Annotated in this window: 12 protein-coding genes; 10 read left to right on the top strand and 2 right to left on the bottom strand. The window is 49.9% G+C overall.

Going from position 1 to position 18378, the window contains the following annotated elements:
* Positions 1-3: 3 nt before the first annotated feature.
* The 3 genes from BGX16_RS00615 to BGX16_RS00605 all read left to right on the top strand — a co-directional run bounded on the left by BGX16_RS00615 (position 4) and on the right by BGX16_RS00605 (position 2085).
* On the top strand, positions 4-768 hold the full coding sequence (locus BGX16_RS00615; protein ID WP_241899382.1) for a redoxin domain-containing protein: 765 nt from the start codon (positions 4-6) through the stop codon (positions 766-768).
* Positions 769-793: 25 nt separating this feature from the next.
* A complete protein-coding gene (locus BGX16_RS00610) occupies positions 794-1033 on the top strand; it encodes a hypothetical protein (RefSeq protein ID WP_100424323.1) in 240 nt (79 codons plus the stop codon).
* A gap of 176 nt (positions 1034-1209) precedes the next feature.
* A complete protein-coding gene (locus BGX16_RS00605; protein ID WP_100426689.1) occupies positions 1210-2085 on the top strand; it encodes a Fic family protein in 876 nt (291 codons plus the stop codon).
* 112 nt (positions 2086-2197) lie between these two features.
* On the opposite strand, the gene trpA is transcribed toward BGX16_RS00605, so the two are convergent.
* Both trpA and trpB read right to left on the bottom strand, forming a co-directional pair.
* Complete coding sequence (gene trpA, locus BGX16_RS00600; RefSeq protein ID WP_241899381.1) at positions 2198-2950, bottom strand: tryptophan synthase subunit alpha; 753 nt, start codon at positions 2948-2950, stop codon at positions 2198-2200.
* A complete protein-coding gene (trpB, locus tag BGX16_RS00595; protein WP_100424322.1) occupies positions 2950-4221 on the bottom strand; it encodes a tryptophan synthase subunit beta in 1272 nt (423 codons plus the stop codon). The genes trpA and trpB overlap by 1 nt, the downstream gene beginning before the upstream one ends.
* A gap of 217 nt (positions 4222-4438) precedes the next feature.
* Here trpB and mnmG point away from each other — a divergent pair, with 217 nt between their 5' ends.
* The 7 genes from mnmG (at position 4439) to BGX16_RS00560 (ending at position 18378) form a co-directional block, all read left to right on the top strand.
* Positions 4439-6301, top strand: coding sequence for a tRNA uridine-5-carboxymethylaminomethyl(34) synthesis enzyme MnmG (gene mnmG / locus BGX16_RS00590; RefSeq protein ID WP_100424321.1), 1863 nt, complete (start codon positions 4439-4441; stop codon positions 6299-6301).
* 146 nt (positions 6302-6447) lie between these two features.
* Entirely contained in the window at positions 6448-8103 is a 1656-nt protein-coding gene (locus BGX16_RS00585; protein WP_157797792.1) for a LamG domain-containing protein, read from the top strand.
* Positions 8104-8250: 147 nt separating this feature from the next.
* Entirely contained in the window at positions 8251-10860 is a 2610-nt protein-coding gene (locus BGX16_RS00580; RefSeq protein WP_157797791.1) for a rhamnogalacturonan lyase family protein, read from the top strand.
* A 72-nt stretch (positions 10861-10932) separates the two neighbouring features.
* The gene (locus BGX16_RS00575) at positions 10933-12825 is read left to right on the top strand and encodes an InlB B-repeat-containing protein (protein WP_100424318.1); all 1893 of its coding nucleotides are present in this window, start codon (positions 10933-10935) and stop codon (positions 12823-12825) included.
* 18 nt (positions 12826-12843) lie between these two features.
* The gene (locus BGX16_RS00570) at positions 12844-14739 is read left to right on the top strand and encodes a GDSL-type esterase/lipase family protein (protein ID WP_100424317.1); all 1896 of its coding nucleotides are present in this window, start codon (positions 12844-12846) and stop codon (positions 14737-14739) included.
* A gap of 83 nt (positions 14740-14822) precedes the next feature.
* Positions 14823-16106, top strand: coding sequence for a serine hydroxymethyltransferase (locus BGX16_RS00565; protein ID WP_100424316.1), 1284 nt, complete (start codon positions 14823-14825; stop codon positions 16104-16106).
* Positions 16107-16236: 130 nt separating this feature from the next.
* A complete protein-coding gene (locus BGX16_RS00560; protein WP_198514825.1) occupies positions 16237-18378 on the top strand; it encodes a polysaccharide biosynthesis tyrosine autokinase in 2142 nt (713 codons plus the stop codon).

Genomic DNA, 18378 nt, shown 5'->3' with positions numbered 1-18378 from the left:
TCCATGATGCGTTTTTTCTTCTTTTGTCTTTTACTCGTGAGCCTTGGCGGTTATTCGTTTGCTTCTCCTTGGCTCGGTCTTGTGTTTAAGCAAGAGCCTTACAAAAAGCAGATTGCGTTGAAGGTTGCGGGTGTTCATCCGAGTTCCGGTGCGGTGCAGGCGAATATCCAGAACGGCGATTTGATCGTGGGAATCAACGGAAAGAAAATCACGGGCTTGAATGTGGTAAAGTCTGAACTTGCGGCGGCAAAGACCGGTCAGAAAGTCGAACTTGAAATCGTGCGAAGCGGCAAAGTGAAAAAGGTGAATGTAAAGCTCACCGAACGCCCCGACGACATTTCGAGCCTGACAGGTTCATCGATTGGAAGCAAGGCTCTTGCGTTCCAACAGAACTTTTACCGCAACGGCGAAAAGAGAAAATCCAAGCCGAAGGTGACCCTTTTAGACTTTTGGGCAACCTGGTGCGGACCTTGCCGACAAACGCTTCCAATCGTGGGACGTTTGTACGAAAAGCTTTCCAGTCGAGGCTTTGAAGTGATAGGCGTTTCAACGGAACAGCTTTCCGTACTCGAACAGTTTTACAAGGAGCATCCTTCGCCGTATCCGCTTTACCGCGATGCGACCCAGGAGATGAACCGCCGCTATGGAATCTCTGCAATTCCGACGCTTATGCTGTTGGACGAAAACGGCTACATTCAAAAAGTTTGGCCCGGAGTCCCGAGCGAAAAGGCTTTGGAAAAGGCGATTCTTGAAGCGCTGAAGGAGTAGAGGCGTTTCACCACCAGAAAAACACTTGCAATTCGCTAATGACGAGGCAGGCGATGTTTATAATGAAACCGTTTTGATTGAGCCTCTTTCCCTTGTTCTTTTTTTGGGATCCTTTTACGATTCCGATTGTAGACAGAAGTATCGTTGGAAAAGAAAGAATGAATTTTCCGACGATAAGAAGCAAGGCTACAAATGCCATACCGATGGCATGTTCCCCGGTGTCATTCTGATTATCATCAAAAGCGGTAACGATAAAAGAATTTAAAATCGTCTGGAAAATTAGAACAACGATGCAAACAATAGAAATCTTGAATGTGGAGCTTATTTTGTTTGTGTCTTCGGATTCAGATGGTTGAAGATTCAGACATTTTCAAAACTTGCCGATATCGGCAAAAAATGATATTTTATCCAACGGATAAACCGTTAAACTTGCCGACAACTATGGATTTTATTTCAGTCACTCAATTTGCAGAAAAACATGGGATTAGCGAACGCACAGTCCGAAATTACTGTAAAACAGGCAAAATCGAAGGTGTTTTTTTAACAGGAAAGACATGGAACATTCCTGTAGACGCCAAAAAGCCAACCAAAGGCAAAGCAAAGCTTTCGCCACTTCTTTTACGCTTAAGAGAAGAAAAAGAAAGTAAGCTTAAAGGCGGCATCTACCATCGCACGCAAATCGACCTAACCTATCATTCCAACCATATTGAAGGCAGCCGTCTCACCAAAGAGCAGACCCGATTCATTTTCGAAACAAATACACTTGGAATCACATCTGAAAACACTCGCATAGATGACATCATGGAGACAGTCAATCATTTCCGTTGCATAGATTATGTCATTGATTACGCCACAGATAAAATCACGGAACCGCACATCAAGCAACTTCACCAAATTTTAAAGACCAATACCTCGGACAGTCAGAAAGGTTGGTTTGCTGTAGGCGATTACAAAAAATTGCCTAATGAAATTGGTGACGAAAAAACTGCAAGCCCAAAAGATGTCCACAAACTAATAGCAAAACTTCTTTCATCTTTCAATTCCATCAAAAAAGTATCCTTCGACGATATTTTGGATTTTCATGTACAATTCGAAAGGATTCATCCATTTCAAGACGGGAATGGCCGTGTCGGTCGATTACTGCTATTTTGGCAATGCCTACAAAAGGGAATCACTCCTTTTATCATCAGCGAAGAACTGAGATTTTTCTATTACAGGGGATTACAGAACTGGGGACATGTCAACGAATTTTTAAGAGACACATGCTTAACAGCACAAGACAACTACAAAGCTTTGATTGAATATTTTAAGATATAAAAAAGAAACTCACCGGCGTAGTGATGTGAACCCCGAAAGTTGGACACAACTTTCGGGGTTCACATCATTTTACCCGAGCATTTTTCAATGTTTTCAAGTCAGATGTAAAAGCCTACAGTCCGCAGAGTTCACGGGCCTTTGCTTCGACAGCTTTCGAAAGGGCTTCCTTGTCGCTTGCGTTTTCCTTGATAATGCGCACAAAGACAGAACCTGCGATGACCGCATCTACGGAGCTTGAAATCGCCTTGGACTGTTCGCCGTTCGAAATGCCGAAACCACCGTACACCTTGGAGCCTCCAGCGCCGACCTTCGAAAGAAAATCGAGAGTCGCCTGGTCAATTACGGTCTGCGTACCGGTAATGCCCACGCGGAGGGCCGCGTAGATGTACCTGAAGCCGGCGTGGGCGAGTTTCGAAAGGCGTTCCTCGCTCATGCTCGGGCTTGCGACCGGGATGTTGTCCATGCCGTACTTTTTACAAGCGGCGGTCAGGCCCTCGTCATGGTCAAAAGGTAGATCCGGAATGATCATGCCGGTAACGCCCGCTTCGCTTGCGCGCTTGCAGAAGTTATCGACGCCCGGAGTGTAAATCAGGGAGCCGTAACTCATGATGTAGATCGAAACTTCCGGGAAAGCCTTGTGAACGCGTTCGATAAAGGCGAGTCCGTCCTTGACCTTGTAATTGTGGGATAGCACTTCGGTGCAAGCGCCCTGAATGGCGGGGCCGTCTGCAGAAGGATCGCTAAAGGCGAGCTGGATTTCGAGAATGCTTGCACCGCCGCGGACCATGGCAGAGGCTGCCGCAAAGGAAAGCTCTTCTGTCGGGTAGCCTGCGACGAGATGGCTCATCAATTTGATCTTAGACATTACTTGCTTTCTCCCATAATCTTCGCGTTGTGAATATCCTTGTTTTCGTTCAAGCGTTCAAGTTCGCATTCGAGGAATTTTTTCCATTCGTTCGGGCGGAATACCGGGCTCGAAATAAAGACGTCCTTGTCGCCACGGCCGCTCATATTGATGATGATCGCCTTGTCCTTCGGGATTTCCTTCGCAATCTTCATGGCGGCTGCACCGGCGTGAGCGCTTTCGAGGGCAAAGAGAACGCCTTCGTTCTTTGCAAAGAAGTTCAGAGCTTCGAGAACTTCCTTGTCAAGGATGCTCGTGAATTCAATGCGTCCCTTCATGCCGAGGGCGGCGAGCTGCGGACCGATTCCCATGTAGTCGAGACCTGCAGAAATCGAACGCGTCGGCAGGGACTGCCCGTCGTCATCCAAAAGAAAACGGCTCTTGTAACCCTGCACAATGCCTTCGCGGCTTGCGTTGCCGGTCATGCGGCTTGCGTTTTCGCCGATGTTCGGGCCAACGCCACCCGCTTCGGCTCCAATCAAGCGCGGAGAATCTTCATCGATGAACGGACTAAAGAAACCGATCGAATTCGAACCTCCGCCGACACAGGCGACCATCGCACCGATATCGATGCCGCGTTCTGCGCATTGGCGCTTGACTTCGTCACCGATGACGGATTGGAAACGGTGTACAATGTCCGGGAACGGGGCAGGACCTAAAGCGGAACCGAGCACATAGTGCGTCGTATCCGGGTGGGCGGCCCAGTCGCGCATCGCTTCGTTCACGGCGTCTTTCAAGGTGCGGGCGCCGCTTGTGACGGCGACAACTTTTGCTCCGTAAAGTTCCATGGAGGCGACGTTCGGCTGCTGACGGCGCACATCGACTTCTCCCATGTAAACCGTGCAATCCAAGCCGAGCTTTGCACAGGCGGCCGCCGTGGCGACGCCGTGCTGGCCCGCACCTGTTTCGGCGATAATACGCTTTTTGCCCATGTGCTTCGCGAGCAGTACCTGGCCAATCGCATTGTTTATCTTGTGGGCGCCTGTATTGGCAAGGCCTTCGAGCTTAATGTAGATCTTGGCACCGCCGAGAAGTTCCGTTGCACGCGGGGCGTAAAGCAGAGGGGTTTCGCGACCGATGTAATCGCGCTGGATTTCGGCGAGTTCCGCGAGGAACTGCGGATCCTTCATATAATGGTGAAAAGCCGTTTCGAGTTCATCGAGCGGGCGACGGAGAACTTCTGCAACATATTTGCCGCCGAAGTTGTCAAAGAAACCGTTGTCACTGTACATGGTGTTTTCCTTCTGATTAAAAACAAAAAACCTTCCGGAATTGTCCGGAAGGTTATCTAAAACTCCTAATAATAACGCAAAAACCCGGACTTTATGTTAAGCCCGACGCCACCAGCGATTGTTGTTCTTTACGTTTTTCATCGCCGTAAAAATAGACAATGCTCTTTTCATTGGCAAGGGATTTTCTAAATTTGCGTTGCAAAAAAGAAGGCTGTCTATGAGTGCAATCCAAAATTCTTTTGACGTAGTGGTGATCGGCGGCGGTCATGCGGGTATTGAAGCGGCCCATGCGGCGTGGAAAATCGGCGTGAAAACGGCGATGATTACGATGGAATTGGATGCAATCGGCAGAATGTCGTGCAATCCGGCGGTGGGCGGGGTGAGCAAGGGCCAGATCGTTCGCGATATCGATGCGTTGGGCGGCCTTATGGGACTTTTGACGGACAAGGCGGGAATTCAGTTCCGCATGCTGAATTTGAGCAAGGGACCCGCCGTTTGGGGACCGCGTGCGCAGTGCGATTTGAAAGCTTACAGCCGAGTCGCCCGTGAAACGCTTGAAAATTGCAAAGGCTTGCACCTGATCCAGGGTGAACTCGCCGCTTTTGACCGCATGCCGAACGGCAAAATGGAACTCACGCTGCTTTCCGGCAAACGTTTTGAAACCAAAACGCTTGTCATCACGAGCGGTACCTTCCTCGCTTCCAAAATGTTCACCGGTCTTGAAACGAGCATCGGCGGGCGCGTCGGCGAACCGAGTGCAGACGCGCTCTCGAAGTCCATTCTTTCGAACGGGCTGCGCCTTCGCCGCTTAAAGACCGGTACGCCGAGCCGTCTCGATCCATCGACGATTAACTTTAACATTTTACAGGAACAGCCGGGCGACGAAAATCCTTGGCCGATGAGCGACCGCTCCGCAGGACCTATCGACAACGGCAACTGCTGCTGGATTACCCGCACGAACATTAAAACGCATGACATTCTGCGTTCGGGCTTTAAAGACAGCCCGATGTTCTCTGGCCGCATTAAGGGCAAAGGCCCGCGCTACTGCCCGAGCATTGAAGACAAAATTAACCGCTTTGGCGACAAGGACGGTCATCAGCTTTTTTTGGAACCGGAAACGAAGGATGTGGAACGCGTTTACTTGAACGGCTTCAGTTCGAGCCTTCCGGCAGAAATCCAACTCGACGCTTTGCACACGATTCAGGGGCTTGAAAAGGTGCGCGTGATGCAAATCGGTTACGCGGTCGAATACGACAGCATCGATGCGACGCAGCTTTACCCGACTTTTGAATGCAAGACGATCCCGGGACTTTACTTTGCAGGCCAGGTCTGCGGCACGAGCGGTTACGAAGAAGCCGCGGGTCAGGGAATGATCGCGGGAATCAACGCGGCTCTCAAGACCCAGAATGCGGAGCCTTTTATGCTCGGACGCTCCGAAAGTTACATCGGCGTCATGGCAGACGATCTTTCGCACTTTTTGCTCGACGAACCATACCGCATGTTCACGAGCCGCGCCGAGTACCGTCTCTTTTTGCGCTCGGACAATGCGGATTCCCGCTTAAAGGACCGCGCCCGCAAAATCGGCATGATCGACGACGCCCAGTATGCGGCTTGGGAAACTCGCAAGGCAGAAATGGCTCGCGTACAGAAGTACCTCGCCGAAACTCCGGTAACCGCCGCAGAAATCAACCCGTTCCTCGAAGCGGCAGGACAAGCTCCGACCCGTGAATCGATCCGTTTGAATACGGTTCTCCGCCGCCCGGGCATCGACCCCGAAGCGTTTTTCCAAAAGTTCGTCCCGAATTCAAAGCTTATCCGTCGTGACATGTGGAATCTTTTTGCCGAAGAGGCTTATGCCGGATTCTTTGCCCGCCAAGCGAAGGAAATCGAACACGAAAAGAAGATGGACCGCATCAAGCTTGCCCCGGATACCGATTTTAGCCAAATTTCGGCACTTTCAATCGAAAGTCGGGAGCGTTTGGCTGAAGCTCGCCCCTTGACCGTGGGCAGCGCCTCCCGCATTCCGGGAATTCGCCCTTCAGACATTATGGTGCTCACCCATTGGGTTGAAAATCATTAATTTTTTGAAAAAAGCGGGGGTGGGATTGTCTGTGGACAACACTGCAAATTCTTTTTTGTCCGTACTTTTGCCGGTAGAATATATATTGTCTACAAGGTTGTATGGGATATATGTGTAAAAACGCCAAAAATTTAACAAAATATGGAGTGATCGCGTGGATTGCTCTCGCTTCTTTATTCGTTTTGGCGTGTTCAGACGGCAGAACATCCCTTGGAAATAGCGCAGAATCAGGAAATCCGGAAATCGCCGGTACGATTCGGTTTGAAGACGGCTCGCTTGCGGCCTATGCGCGTGTGGCAGTGGTCCCGGCCTCTTTTTCGGCTGTGGGAGGCGATGAACTCGATTCCGTTTTTGTCGGCGTTTCCGATTCCCTGGGCCATTATTCCTTTGATTCAGTTCCGGAGGGGGGATTTTCTTTAGAAGCGATGGATGAATCTACGGGTCGCCAGTTCTTGAAGCTCGGCCTTTTTGCGACTCCGGATACGACGACTCTCGATGTGGACGCTGTCTTGGAAGATCTTGGCGGTGTTCGCCTAGGTGCGCATGGCTTTGAAGATGGAACGACGGGTTACGTCTATGTTCCGGGAACGACGATTTTACGCCCGGTGACGGTCAAAATGGGGAATATCTTTGTGGATTCTCTCCCGGCGGATTCCCTTTACCCATTTGTGTTTATTTCGGATGATGGCTATGCGCTTTCCTTGGAAAAAGGCGTTGAAGTGGTTTCCGATTCGACTGTCCAAGTGGATGCGAAAAAGGTTTCGTTTGGCTTCAAGGTGCCGCTGAATACGGCGCAAATCGGCCTTTCGGAAGATCTTTTGCACTTTCCGCTCACATTCTACCTGGATTCTGCGGATTATGATTTTAATGGGATGGATCGTTTAGAGGGAACTTGGTCCGCTATGCTTTGCGGTGATACGATTCCGCTTGACGTTTCGTTTGCAGACCCTGCGGCGGGGAAGTTTACGTTTTGGGCTCGCATTCCCAAGCTCCGGGTGAATTCCAAAGATACTTTGTACCTTTCGTTTGCGGAAGGCGCGGAAAGTTCTTTTGCGGATTCGGCAAAGGCTGTTTTTAAAAATGAATTTATTGCAGTCTGGCATTTTGATGAAGGCGCAGAAACGGTGAACGATGCGTCGGGAAATTTGTACAACGGCATTCCGGAATCTTTGACGGTCGCGGAAGAAGCGATAGCGGGCAGCGCTTTGCATTACGGCGGAACTTTCGGTTCGGTCACTATTCCGGGGACTGCTAGTGGCGAATTTGACGTTTCTGTGAAGGATTCGATGACGTTCTCTGTCTGGGTTAAGATGGAAGGGAATGAACTTTCCCGTGTGATTTTTGGCAAGGGAGCAACACAGTATCATCTGATGTATCTTGCCGGTTCGGACCAAAAAAGTTGGCTCTACGAAGCTTATACGGATGAAATCTTCGGTACGGATTCTACGACGCAATCCGCACGGTACTGGTATAGGGATTCTTCGGCGTTGTCAGATGTTTGGACGTTCTTGACCGTTGTCCAGGATTCTTCGGGTGCGAAGATGTACGTGAACGATTCTCTAGTTTCTTCGACTCCTGCCATAGGGACGAGTTCGGATGTGCGTGAAACGGATAGCTTATTCATCATTGGAAAGTTGATTTATCCGCGAGATTCGGAAACGAATAGCGTGACGCATTTCTTTAACGGCGTCATCGATGAATTGCATGTGAGCCGTGTTTCACGTTCGGAAGCATGGATCAAGGCTTCTTATGCAAACCAAAACCCGGCGGTGCGTTGGCCGATTCCCCAAGCGATTCGCTAAAAAGCTTGTTGTAAACTTTTGTCAACACCATTGAAGATTGTCCCTAACCGTTGTCCATAGACTTCGGTTAATTTTTCCATTTTTTGCATAAATTAAAAAGAGGAATAGTTTTACATATATAGGAGATTTTTTATGCGGATGGATTGGATGAAAAAAGTAACCCTTGGTGTATGCGGAAGCGTACTGCTGGGTGGTTTAGCTGTGGATTCTTTTGCGGCAACAGCGCAGATGGAAAAACTCGGTCGCGGTCTGTCCGTTGCGAATAACGGAACGGGAACTTTTGTTTCCTGGCGCTTGCTAGGAACCGATGAACCGACGGCGACGTTTACGCTTTTGCGCAATGGAAATGAAATCGCCAAAATTTCGGGCAGCGATCCAACGTCCTATGTGGACGCATCCGGCTCCATTACAGACGTCTATACGTTAAAAGATGAAAAGGGAAATGTCTCTTCGACCTTTATCACCCTCCCTGAATATTACAAAGACAATTATGGGCACGCCACATGGACTCAGGTAAAGCTCGACCCGCCTGCGGATGGGGTGACTCCGGCGAATGAAAGCTATTCCTATACGCCGAACGATATGAGCGTGGGCGATTTGGACGGCGACGGCGAATACGAGCTGATTGTGAAATGGGATCCGTCCAATTCGAAGGATAACGCGCAGTCCGGATATACGGGCAATGTGTATATCGACGCATATAAATTGGATGGAACAAAAATTTGGAGAATCGACCTGGGAAGAAATATCCGTGCCGGTGCGCATTATACGCAGTTCCTCGTCTATGATTTTGACGGTGACGGCATTGCCGAAATAGCGATGAAGACGAGTGACGCGACGGTTGATGGCATTGGAAAAGTAATCGGGGACGCGAATGTGGATTACCGTACCACAAGCGGTACCATCATGAGCGGGAATGAATTCTTGACTGTATTTAACGGCAAGACGGGAGCGGCGATAACGACAATCGATTATCTGCCGGGACGAGGTCTGATTTCGGGCGATACCTATGGGAACCGTGACAACCGTATGCTCGCTGCGGTCGCCTATCTCGACGGCGTTCATCCGAGCATGATCTTTTGCCGTGGCTATTACACGGAAGCCTTTATTGCCGCATTCGATTTCGACGGCAAGAATCTGACCCGTCGCTGGTACAGTGAAAATCCGACAGCGGGGCAGGGCCTTTATGGCCAGGGGAACCACAACTTGACCGTTGCTGATATCAATGGCGATGGCTTTGACGAAATTATTTACGGTTCTGCCGCCCTGAAGCATGACGGAACGCTCCTTTATCGAACGGGGTTCGGTCATGGTGACGCTATGCACGTTTCGGATATGGATCCGGATCGTGAAGGGCTTGAAACTTATGACGTTCACGAAGAATTCCTTGCTGCAATTTATACGGAAGAACTCCGCGATAAGGATGGAAAAGTCATTTGGGGAACGTTGCAGGCGACTTATGGCGACGGCAAGGGTGTTGATAATGGTCGTGGTCTTGCCGCAGACATCGATTCTACGAACCGTGGTTTTGAAATGTGGTCTGGAACGAGTGGTGGCGTTCGCACGGTGAAGGGAGAACTCCTTTCGACAAACAAGCCGTCAGTGAACTTCCGCGTGTATTTTAGCGGAGACTTGCAGGATGAACTTTTGGACGCTACGGGAAGTGGCGGAAGTGGCGGTAAGATCGAAAAGTGGAATCTCACGACTAAAAGTGTGGATCGTTTCTTGAACCTTTACGGCATCAACAATAGTACTTTGAATAATTACACCAAGGCGAATCCTTGCCTTTCTGCGGATATCTTTGGCGACTGGCGCGAAGAAATCATCACCCGTAGCAGCACGGATCCGAGCGTGGTGAATATTATCGTTTCGAATTACACGACTCCGTATCGCGTGTATACGTTGATGCACGATCTTCAGTACCGCGAAAGTATTGTCTGGCAGAATGTGGCCTATAACCAACCGCCGCATCTGAGTTATTACCTGCCGGATCATGTCGGTGAAAATTTGAAGAAACCGGACATTTCTTATGCGGCGAATCTCGAAGAAGCTCCGGCATCGATGGAATTTGCGAAGGTTTTCGAAGCTTCTACGCCGGATACCGCAAGTGTTGGTTTCGTGGAAACGGATCACGCCGGATACTTGGGCGAAGCTTATTGGAACTTTGAAAACGTCGCAGGCTCGTTTACTTCGTATTATCTTACGTCTAAATCCGATACGACAGCGACTGTGGCCTTTGTTTATGCGAACGGGGGAACTTCTGACCGTAAAATGGTAGTGACCATGGGCGAAAACAGTTACACGGTCAGTTTCCCGCCGACGGGTTGGGATACTTGGGATACGGCTCTGGTAACGGTCACGGTTCCGCAGGGCGATTTTACCCTGACGCTCTCTTCTGCGACAACGGACGGCGGCCCGAACATTTGCGTCTTTGCTTTTGATATTTCTACGGTCGGAAAGCAGGGCGAAGATCTCTCGGGAGAGGATGATACGACTGCCATTCAGAAAACGGTTGTGTTGCATTCGAGCGCTTACAATCCGACTTTTGAAATTTTGAATACGAACGCCTCCGGCATGGCGAAGCTTGAAATCTTCGATATGCAGGGTAAGTCGATTCGTTCGATTTCGGCGAATGTGCATGTCGGCGAAAACAAGGTTTCCTTGCATAAGGAACTGCTGCCTGCAGGCATCTACATGGTAAAGGTTTCCGTGAATTCAAAACCGGTAACCGTGAAGAAGTTTACAGTCAATCCGTAGAAGTGTCAGGCCTTGTTTGCAAGGCTTTGCGAGGCCTTTTCATCAAAAATTAGGTTGGAGTTGGTTTTGAGTATGTTTAGCAGAATCTGGCAAGCAGTCGTGATAGCGACAATGTTGTTCTCTGTTGCTGTATGGGCGAAGATCACCATTTACATGTGTGGCGATTCCACCATGCAGGACTGGAATGATGGTTATTACCCGAAGCGCGGTATCGGTCAGGATTTCAGCGCTTTCTGGAATGCGGACTTTGTAAACGTAGTGAACATGGGCAAGGGCGGAACATACGCGATGGGTTACTATCAGAACTTTTGGCCTTCGATCAAGTCGAACCTCAAGTCCGGCGACTTTGTGGTTATCCAGTTCGGTATCAATGACCGCACTTACAGCAACGAAGCGGATTTTGTGACAGCGACGACGGCGATGGCGCAAGAAGCTCTCGATGCGGGAGCCACTCCGATCATCATCAATCCGGTGCGCCGTAGCGATTACCGCTGCTCTGTAACAAGCGAAAGGTATTCGGTCTGTGATGGAAGTATGGTGCCAGATTCTATTTATGAATCTTATCACGGTTATCCGATCCGTGCTCGCGAAATTGCAGCTTCCCTTGGCGTTCCGCTGATCGATATGGATACGCTTTCCCGCAACTATCTGCTTTCGGTGGGGCAGTATTATGCTTTGCATTATGTGAACATGTATTTGGATGCTGGTGAATATACGACCTATGCGAAAGGGAACAGTGACAATTTGCACTTGCAGCAGAACGGGGCGACGGTTTTTGGCCGTATTGTGACGGAGCAGATGCGCGTCCATTCCGACGCCAAAGTGAGGGCTCTTTCCAAGTACCTCGCCCCGATGTACCAGTTGACAGTGAAGGTGAGCCCGAAAGGCTCCGACTCTACGACGACCATCAGCAGCTACTATCCGGCTGGAATGCCCGTCACGCTCAAGACGATTCCGAAGGCGGGCAAGACCTTTGAAGGCTGGTTCGATGGAAATGGAAACAAGTGCGGCAATACCTCCAGCGCAGTCCAGTCGCCGTACATCTGCACGATTACCATGGGAAATGCTTCGACGCAATACACGGCGGTTTACAGCGGAGGCTCTGCAGAACATTACACGGGCGACGGTGCCGCTCTTGCCACGTTCCCCACAGGCACTCCGAAAACCTTGGAAGAAGCAAAGCCGTCAGACGTGGTGAACGTAGATACCTCGGTGACCTATAACAAGGATATCAAGAGCTGGTTCGACGCCTACGCTCCGGATTCCGGAAACGGCTTCTCGGAAAACAATCATCTGGATTTCAGCGGAGAAGGCTTCTTCAACTTTGACAATTCTTTGGGCTCTACTGCCAATTACCAGATGCTCTTTCCGGCTGCGGGTTATGTGACCATGGGCATTCGCTATTCCTTCTCCGGTTCTGCGGACCGTGAAGTGAACGTTTACCTCGATCACGATTACTATGTGACTTTCAAGTCAACGGGTAGCTGGGATGTTTGGGATACCGCTTGGGTGAATGTGGACCTGGCAAATGGGGAAGAAACGTTAAAGTTGATTTCGACGACGTATGACGGCGGCCCGAATATCGATGCGTTCGGCTTTAGCATTGCCGGAGTCCAGCGAATTCTCGCTCCGGGCGATACCGTTTACGGAGCCGGTGAAGTTGATACTTCTTCGACCGATTCGACGGATTCGACGGGTGTCAACGATTCGACGGGAATTTCCATACCGCAAATTGCGAAGGTTTTCCAGTTGAACGGCAATAAGCTGACTCTCGCTTCGGCAGCAAATGTGAACGTCAAAATTTTTGACATGAGCGGCCGCATGATGGCGAACAAGACGCTTTCCCTTTCGAAAGGAACTTCGGAACTGCCAATCGAAGCATGGATATCTCGTTTGGGCGTGTACCGCATCGTCGTAAAAAAAGGAGCTCAAATGCAGAGCGGAAACTGGGCGCTTGTTCGCTAAACATTGAGGACTTTCAAAATGAAAAAATTAGCGGCTTCTCTTTTATTTGTCGCAGCCATGTCTGCGATCTCGGTGAGTGACACGACGTCTTTTACCATTCACATTGTGGGCGATTCCACGGTTTGCGATTATAAGGCTTCGGCTTACCCGCAGACCGGTTGGGGCCAGGTCATTGGCAGTTTCTTTGACGGCTCCCGGGTGAAGATCAATAATGTGGCAATCGGTGGTCGCAGTTCCAAGACTTTCGTCCAGGAAGGTCGATTGAATAGTCTTAAGTCGAGTATGCAGGCAGGCGACTTTATGTTGATCCAGTTCGGACATAACGACCGCTACTTTGGAACGAATGCGCGACAGGTTCCGTTTGATTCCCTCGGTTATTGGCTGCAACAGTATGTGGATGCGGCTAAAGAAGTCGGCGTAACACCGATCTTTGTAACGCCGATGAACATGAATATGGGAACGAACGGCCGTAATATTTTTACCGAGTACAATGTCGTTGCCAAAATGCTTGAACTTGCCAAGTCCAATGGTGTTCCCTATGTGGACTTGAACACAAAATCCTATAACGCTTACAGCAAAACCTGGAACGCCTCTTACGTTTCCCGTTACCAGTTCAAGTACTTCCTCGTCGGGGAATATCCAAACTATCCAAACGGCGTCACGAACGATGGAACGACGCACTTTCAGGAATCGGGTTCGATCGCTCATTGCCAATGGATTGTGGAAGAACTTGAAAATGCTTTGAGTGAAGCTTATCTTTCGACCGATTCCAAGACTCAGCTCGCAAAGCTTGTCTCGGCGATTAAACCGCGTTACAGCTTCACGGTCAAGGCGAATGTTTCGAATAGCAACGGTCTGATTACCCACAACCAGGAACTTCCGGGAGGCGCTCCGCTGACTTTGCACGTGAGCCCGGGAAGCTTCGGTAAAACCTTCCAAGGCTGGTACGATGACGACTGCAATCTGCTTTCGACAGATTCGAACTATTACGGCCAAACGACCCTCTACCGCGCAGCGACCTATACCGCAATCTTTGAAGGGGGCAGCGCCTGTTCCACGACGCCTCACAGCGAAGAAACAACTTCTAGCTCCTCTTTTGCAGAAAGCTCAAGCAGCAGCGCAGAATCTTCGAGTTCCGCCGTCTGTTCCAAGCTAATCGCGACAGAGGCTTGGAAATCTCCGATTGACATGGTCTATCCGGAAGAAGGTGTGGGCACGACCGATACGAACCATCTCGACTACAAGGGTCTTGGATTCTACAACATCAGCAATGAACTTTCGAGCGTCGCCACGTTCAAACTGCAATCCGACCAGTCCGCATCGGATGCAAAGCTCATGATCCGCTATTCCAACGGAGGATCCACATCGAGACCGATGAAGGTGACTGTGGACTACGGCGTCTTTGAACTGGACTTCCCGCCGACCGCCGACTGGGATACTTGGGATACCGTTTACGTGGACAGCCTTTGGCTCGATGCGGTTCCGTTCAACTTCAAGATGGAATCCTTGACTTCGGATGGTGGCCCGAATATCGACATGATCGCTTTCGACATCAGCGGTGTGTACCGTGAAGGCTGTACCCCGTGTGAAGATTTGACGCCTTCTTCTTCGGCGTCCGAATCGGCAGAATTCTCCTCTTCGAGCGAAACGGATGGCATTTTGACGGTTTCGAAGACGATGGGAGTTTCTCTTGATATGCAGAACCTGAAAATTTCGACTCCGGGCGGAATTCTGAAGGTTTCCGTCGTGGATGCCCTCGGTCACAGCGTCTTTTCGTCGGAAAAAACCGTTTCTGCCGGGGAAGTGGACCTGATTCCTGCCGAAAAGACGCTTTCAAAGGGCCGTTACTTTGCTAAGGTGTCCCTTCACGGAAAAACGGTCGCGATGGTACCGTTCTATGTGAAATCCCGCTAAAAAACGCAAGCTCTTCAAGAAAACTCGGGAAAATTTTTCCCGAGTTTTCTATATTTGCGCATACCAATCCAAGGAGTCACTAAATGCTCAAATCAACACTGCAACAGACTGATCCGGAAATCTACAATATCATTCAGAAGGAAGCTGAACGCCAGGAATATGGCATTGAACTCATCGCTTCCGAAAACTATACCTCGAAGGCCGTCATGGAAGCCATGGGTTCGGTCCTTACGAACAAGTACAGTGAAGGTTATGTGGGCAAGCGTTACTACGGTGGTAACGAAGTCATCGACGAAATGGAAACCCTTGCTATCGATCGTTGCAAGAAGCTCTTTGGTTGCGAGCATGTGAATATTCAGCCGCTTTCCGGTTCTCCGGCCAACGCCGCTGTGTACTTCGCCGTCCTCAAACCGGGCGACAAGGTTCTTGGCCTGAAGCTCGACCACGGTGGACACCTTTCTCACGGCCATCCGGTGAACTTCTCCGGTATGCTTTACAACTTCGTGCAGTACGAAGTCGATAAGGAAACGGGCCGCATCGACATGGAAAAGGTCCGCGAAATCGCTCTGCGCGAAAAGCCGAAGCTGATTCTCGCCGGTTTCTCTGCTTACAGCCGTAACCTTGACTGGAAACGCTTCAAGGAAATCGCTGACGAAGTCGGCGCTCTCACCATGGCAGATATTTCTCACGTTGCAGGTCTTATCGCCGGTAAGGCAATCGAATCTCCGGTGCCGTACTTCGACATCGTGACGACCACCACCCACAAGACTCTCCGTGGCCCGCGTTCTGCTATCATCATGTGCAAGGACCGCACCATCCAGAAGATGGTGAAGGGCGAAATGAAGGAAGTTTCTTTGGCCAAGGAAATCGACAAGGGCGTTTTCCCGGGCATGCAGGGTGGTCCGCATGACCACATCAACGCAGGTAAGGCTGTTGCATTCCTCGAAGCTCTCCAGCCGGAATTCCAGGTCTACGCGAAGAACGTCATCAAGAACGCTCAGGCCATGGCCGACGAAATGATGAAGCTGGGCTACAAGGTTATCAGCGACGGTACCGACAACCACCTGATTGTGGTCGACATGACTTCTCAAGGCGTTTCCGGTAAGGAAGCCGAAGTGGCCATGGAAAAGGTCGGCATCTCCTGCAGCCGTTCCACGATTCCGTTCGATCCGCGCAAGCCGATGGATCCGTCGGGCGTGCGTCTCGGCACTGCCGCTATCACGACCCGTGGCTTCGACGAAGAAGATACCCGCGAAGTGACCCGCATCATCGACCGCTGCATCAAGGCCAAGGACGACGAAGCGGCTCTCGCTAAGATTCGCGAAGAAATCGTGGCACTCTGTAAGAAGCACCCGCTTTACAAGTAAGCGCTACTCCTTACACGAGTCTATTTTTGGATTTGAAACTCTCCAAGATTTTCTTGGGGAGTTTTTATTTACAAATCTTGGAGAATGAGCTTTTTTTTATATTTCTCTTATGCAACAAAACAATGTGAATATGGATTACGCTCAGCAGAAAAATGCGGACGATGAAATTGATATTCTTGAACTCGTAGGGGTTCTTCTCGCCAAATGGCCTATTTTGGCTGTTTTTGTGGTGCTAGGGACTGTTTCCGGTTTTATTGTTTCGAACTATATTCGACCGGTGTTTTCTAGCGATGCGCTTTTGCAGGTCGATCTGAATGGAAATTCGGCAAGCCTTGCTATGGGTGAAATGGGCGCTCTCTTGGATGCGGCATCCCCGGCGGATGCTGAAATTCAGTTGATTCGAAGCCGCCGTGTTCTGAGCGTGGTTGTCGATAAGGAGCATCTTTCTTATGGGGCGACTCCGGTGGCGCTGCTTCCGCGTCTGTTGCACAAGGAAGGCCGTGTCGATGTGGGGCTTTTGCATTTTCCGGAAGTATATGAACCGGATGCCAATTGGTTCCTTGTCGCTTCGTCGGATTCGTCTTTGTCGAATTCCCATTATCAGATTGTGGATCCGATGCAGAAGGTGATTTTAGAAGGCATTGTGGGAGACACTTACCGTGTTCCTGTTGCTGGAGATACGTTTGCCATTCAAATCTTGAACATGATGGCTTCGCCGTCGGAAAAGTTCAGGCTTTTTGAAAGCGATCCCCGTCAGGCTTTGGACGCTTTGCGCAATCAGTTGAGTGTTACGGAACAGGGAAAAAAGACGGGTATCATCCAGATGCAGATCCATCACCGCTATGCGGATCGTGCCGCCCATATTTTGAATTCTATTGCAGATACTTATGTGCGTCAGAACGTAGAATCTCGCAGTGAAGAAGCGACTAAGACTCTCGAATTCCTTGAAAAGCAACTTCCGGGTGTGAAAGCGAAACTCGATTCTGCGGAACAGATCCTCTCTTCTTACCGTCAGGAAGAAGGCTCAATTGATTTGAGCGGAGAAGCTCGTGGAGTTCTTGAAAAGCGAATGCAGCTCGAAAAGAGCCTTCTCGAATTGCAGCAGAAGTATGAAGAAACCACCCGGCTGTTTAAGGAAGATCACCCGACGGTTCTCTCTTTGAAGAAACAGCAGAACCAGCTCCGCCGTGAAATGGCAAAGCTTAGCGAAGAGACGAAGGACCTTCCGACAAAGCAGCAGGAAATCCTCCGTTTGCAGGGTGATGTGAATGTAAACAACGCCATTTACACGAATATGTTGAACAACATTCAGCAGCTCCGCGTGGTGCAGGCCGGCGAAGTCGGTAATGTGCGTGTTGTGGACTATGCCCGTATTGAAATCAAGCCGGTGAAGCCGCGTAAGCTGGTGATTCTTCTCGGATTCATCGCGGGTGGATTTATTCTCGGTGCCTGTTTGATCTTTGTGCTGCGTTTGCTTTCGAGCCGTGGTATCCGTTCGTCTAGCGATGTGGAACGCGAAACGGGCGTAAGCGTTTACGCTAAGGTTCCGGAAACGGCTCAGATGAAAAAAATGAAAAAGATGAAAACGTTCTCCTTGGTGGAAGTAGACAGCGAAGACGTTGCCTGTGAAGCACTGCGTACATTGAGAACTTCGCTTGAATTTTCGATGATGGATTCCAAGGTTTTGCTTGTAACGGGTCTTTCTCCGGGCAGCGGTAAATCTTTTATTTCTAAGAACCTCGCAGCTTTGATTGCAATGAACGGGAAGAAGGTATTGTTGATCGATACGGACTTCCGCGCTAGTTACATGTCGTCCCGTGGACGTAAGCGCGGTCTTTCGGATTATTTGCTCGGTCAGATCGCCTTGGATGAAGCCGTCGAACATTTGGATGGCGCACAAGTGGATCTTCTTGGTGCAGGTTCTTATTCTTCATCTCCATCTGAAATGATTTCGAGCAAGGCTTTTGAAAATCTCTTGAACGAAATGAAATCGAAGTACGATTTGATCATTGTGGACTCGGCTCCGGTCTTGGCGGTGGCGGATGCGCTAGTCGCTAGCCGTTATGCGGACTTCGTGTTACTCGTGATTCATTACGGTCACGATTCGATGGAAGCTTTGCGTGAAGGCCTGGGTCAGTTCGAAAAGGCCAATGTCGAACATAAGGCGATGGTCTTTAACCGCTGCGTTTACGAAGGCGGTCATAGCAGCTATGGCTACGGTTACGGTTATGGTTACGGCTACGGAAAAAATAAGAAGAAGAAAAAATCCTAA

This window comes from Hallerella succinigenes (genome assembly GCF_002797675.1).
GTDB classification, from domain to species: domain Bacteria; phylum Fibrobacterota; class Fibrobacteria; order Fibrobacterales; family Fibrobacteraceae; genus Hallerella; species Hallerella succinigenes.
Note: the sequence above shows the minus strand (reverse complement) of the source record. Positions and strands in the feature narration are given on the sequence as shown.

Coding starts and splice junctions, on each gene's coding strand:
- BGX16_RS00615 (WP_241899382.1), top strand. CDS start 4: ATGATGCGTTTTTTCTTCTTTTGTCTTTTACTCGTGAGCCTTGGCGGT.
- BGX16_RS00605 (WP_100426689.1), top strand. CDS start 1,210: ATGGATTTTATTTCAGTCACTCAATTTGCAGAAAAACATGGGATTAGC.
- trpA (WP_241899381.1), bottom strand. CDS start 2,950: ATGTCTAAGATCAAATTGATGAGCCATCTCGTCGCAGGCTACCCGACA.
- trpB (WP_100424322.1), bottom strand. CDS start 4,221: ATGTACAGTGACAACGGTTTCTTTGACAACTTCGGCGGCAAATATGTT.
- mnmG (WP_100424321.1), top strand. CDS start 4,439: ATGAGTGCAATCCAAAATTCTTTTGACGTAGTGGTGATCGGCGGCGGT.
- BGX16_RS00580 (WP_157797791.1), top strand. CDS start 8,251: ATGAAAAAAGTAACCCTTGGTGTATGCGGAAGCGTACTGCTGGGTGGT.
- BGX16_RS00575 (WP_100424318.1), top strand. CDS start 10,933: ATGTTTAGCAGAATCTGGCAAGCAGTCGTGATAGCGACAATGTTGTTC.
- BGX16_RS00570 (WP_100424317.1), top strand. CDS start 12,844: ATGAAAAAATTAGCGGCTTCTCTTTTATTTGTCGCAGCCATGTCTGCG.
- BGX16_RS00565 (WP_100424316.1), top strand. CDS start 14,823: ATGCTCAAATCAACACTGCAACAGACTGATCCGGAAATCTACAATATC.
- BGX16_RS00560 (WP_198514825.1), top strand. CDS start 16,237: ATGGATTACGCTCAGCAGAAAAATGCGGACGATGAAATTGATATTCTT.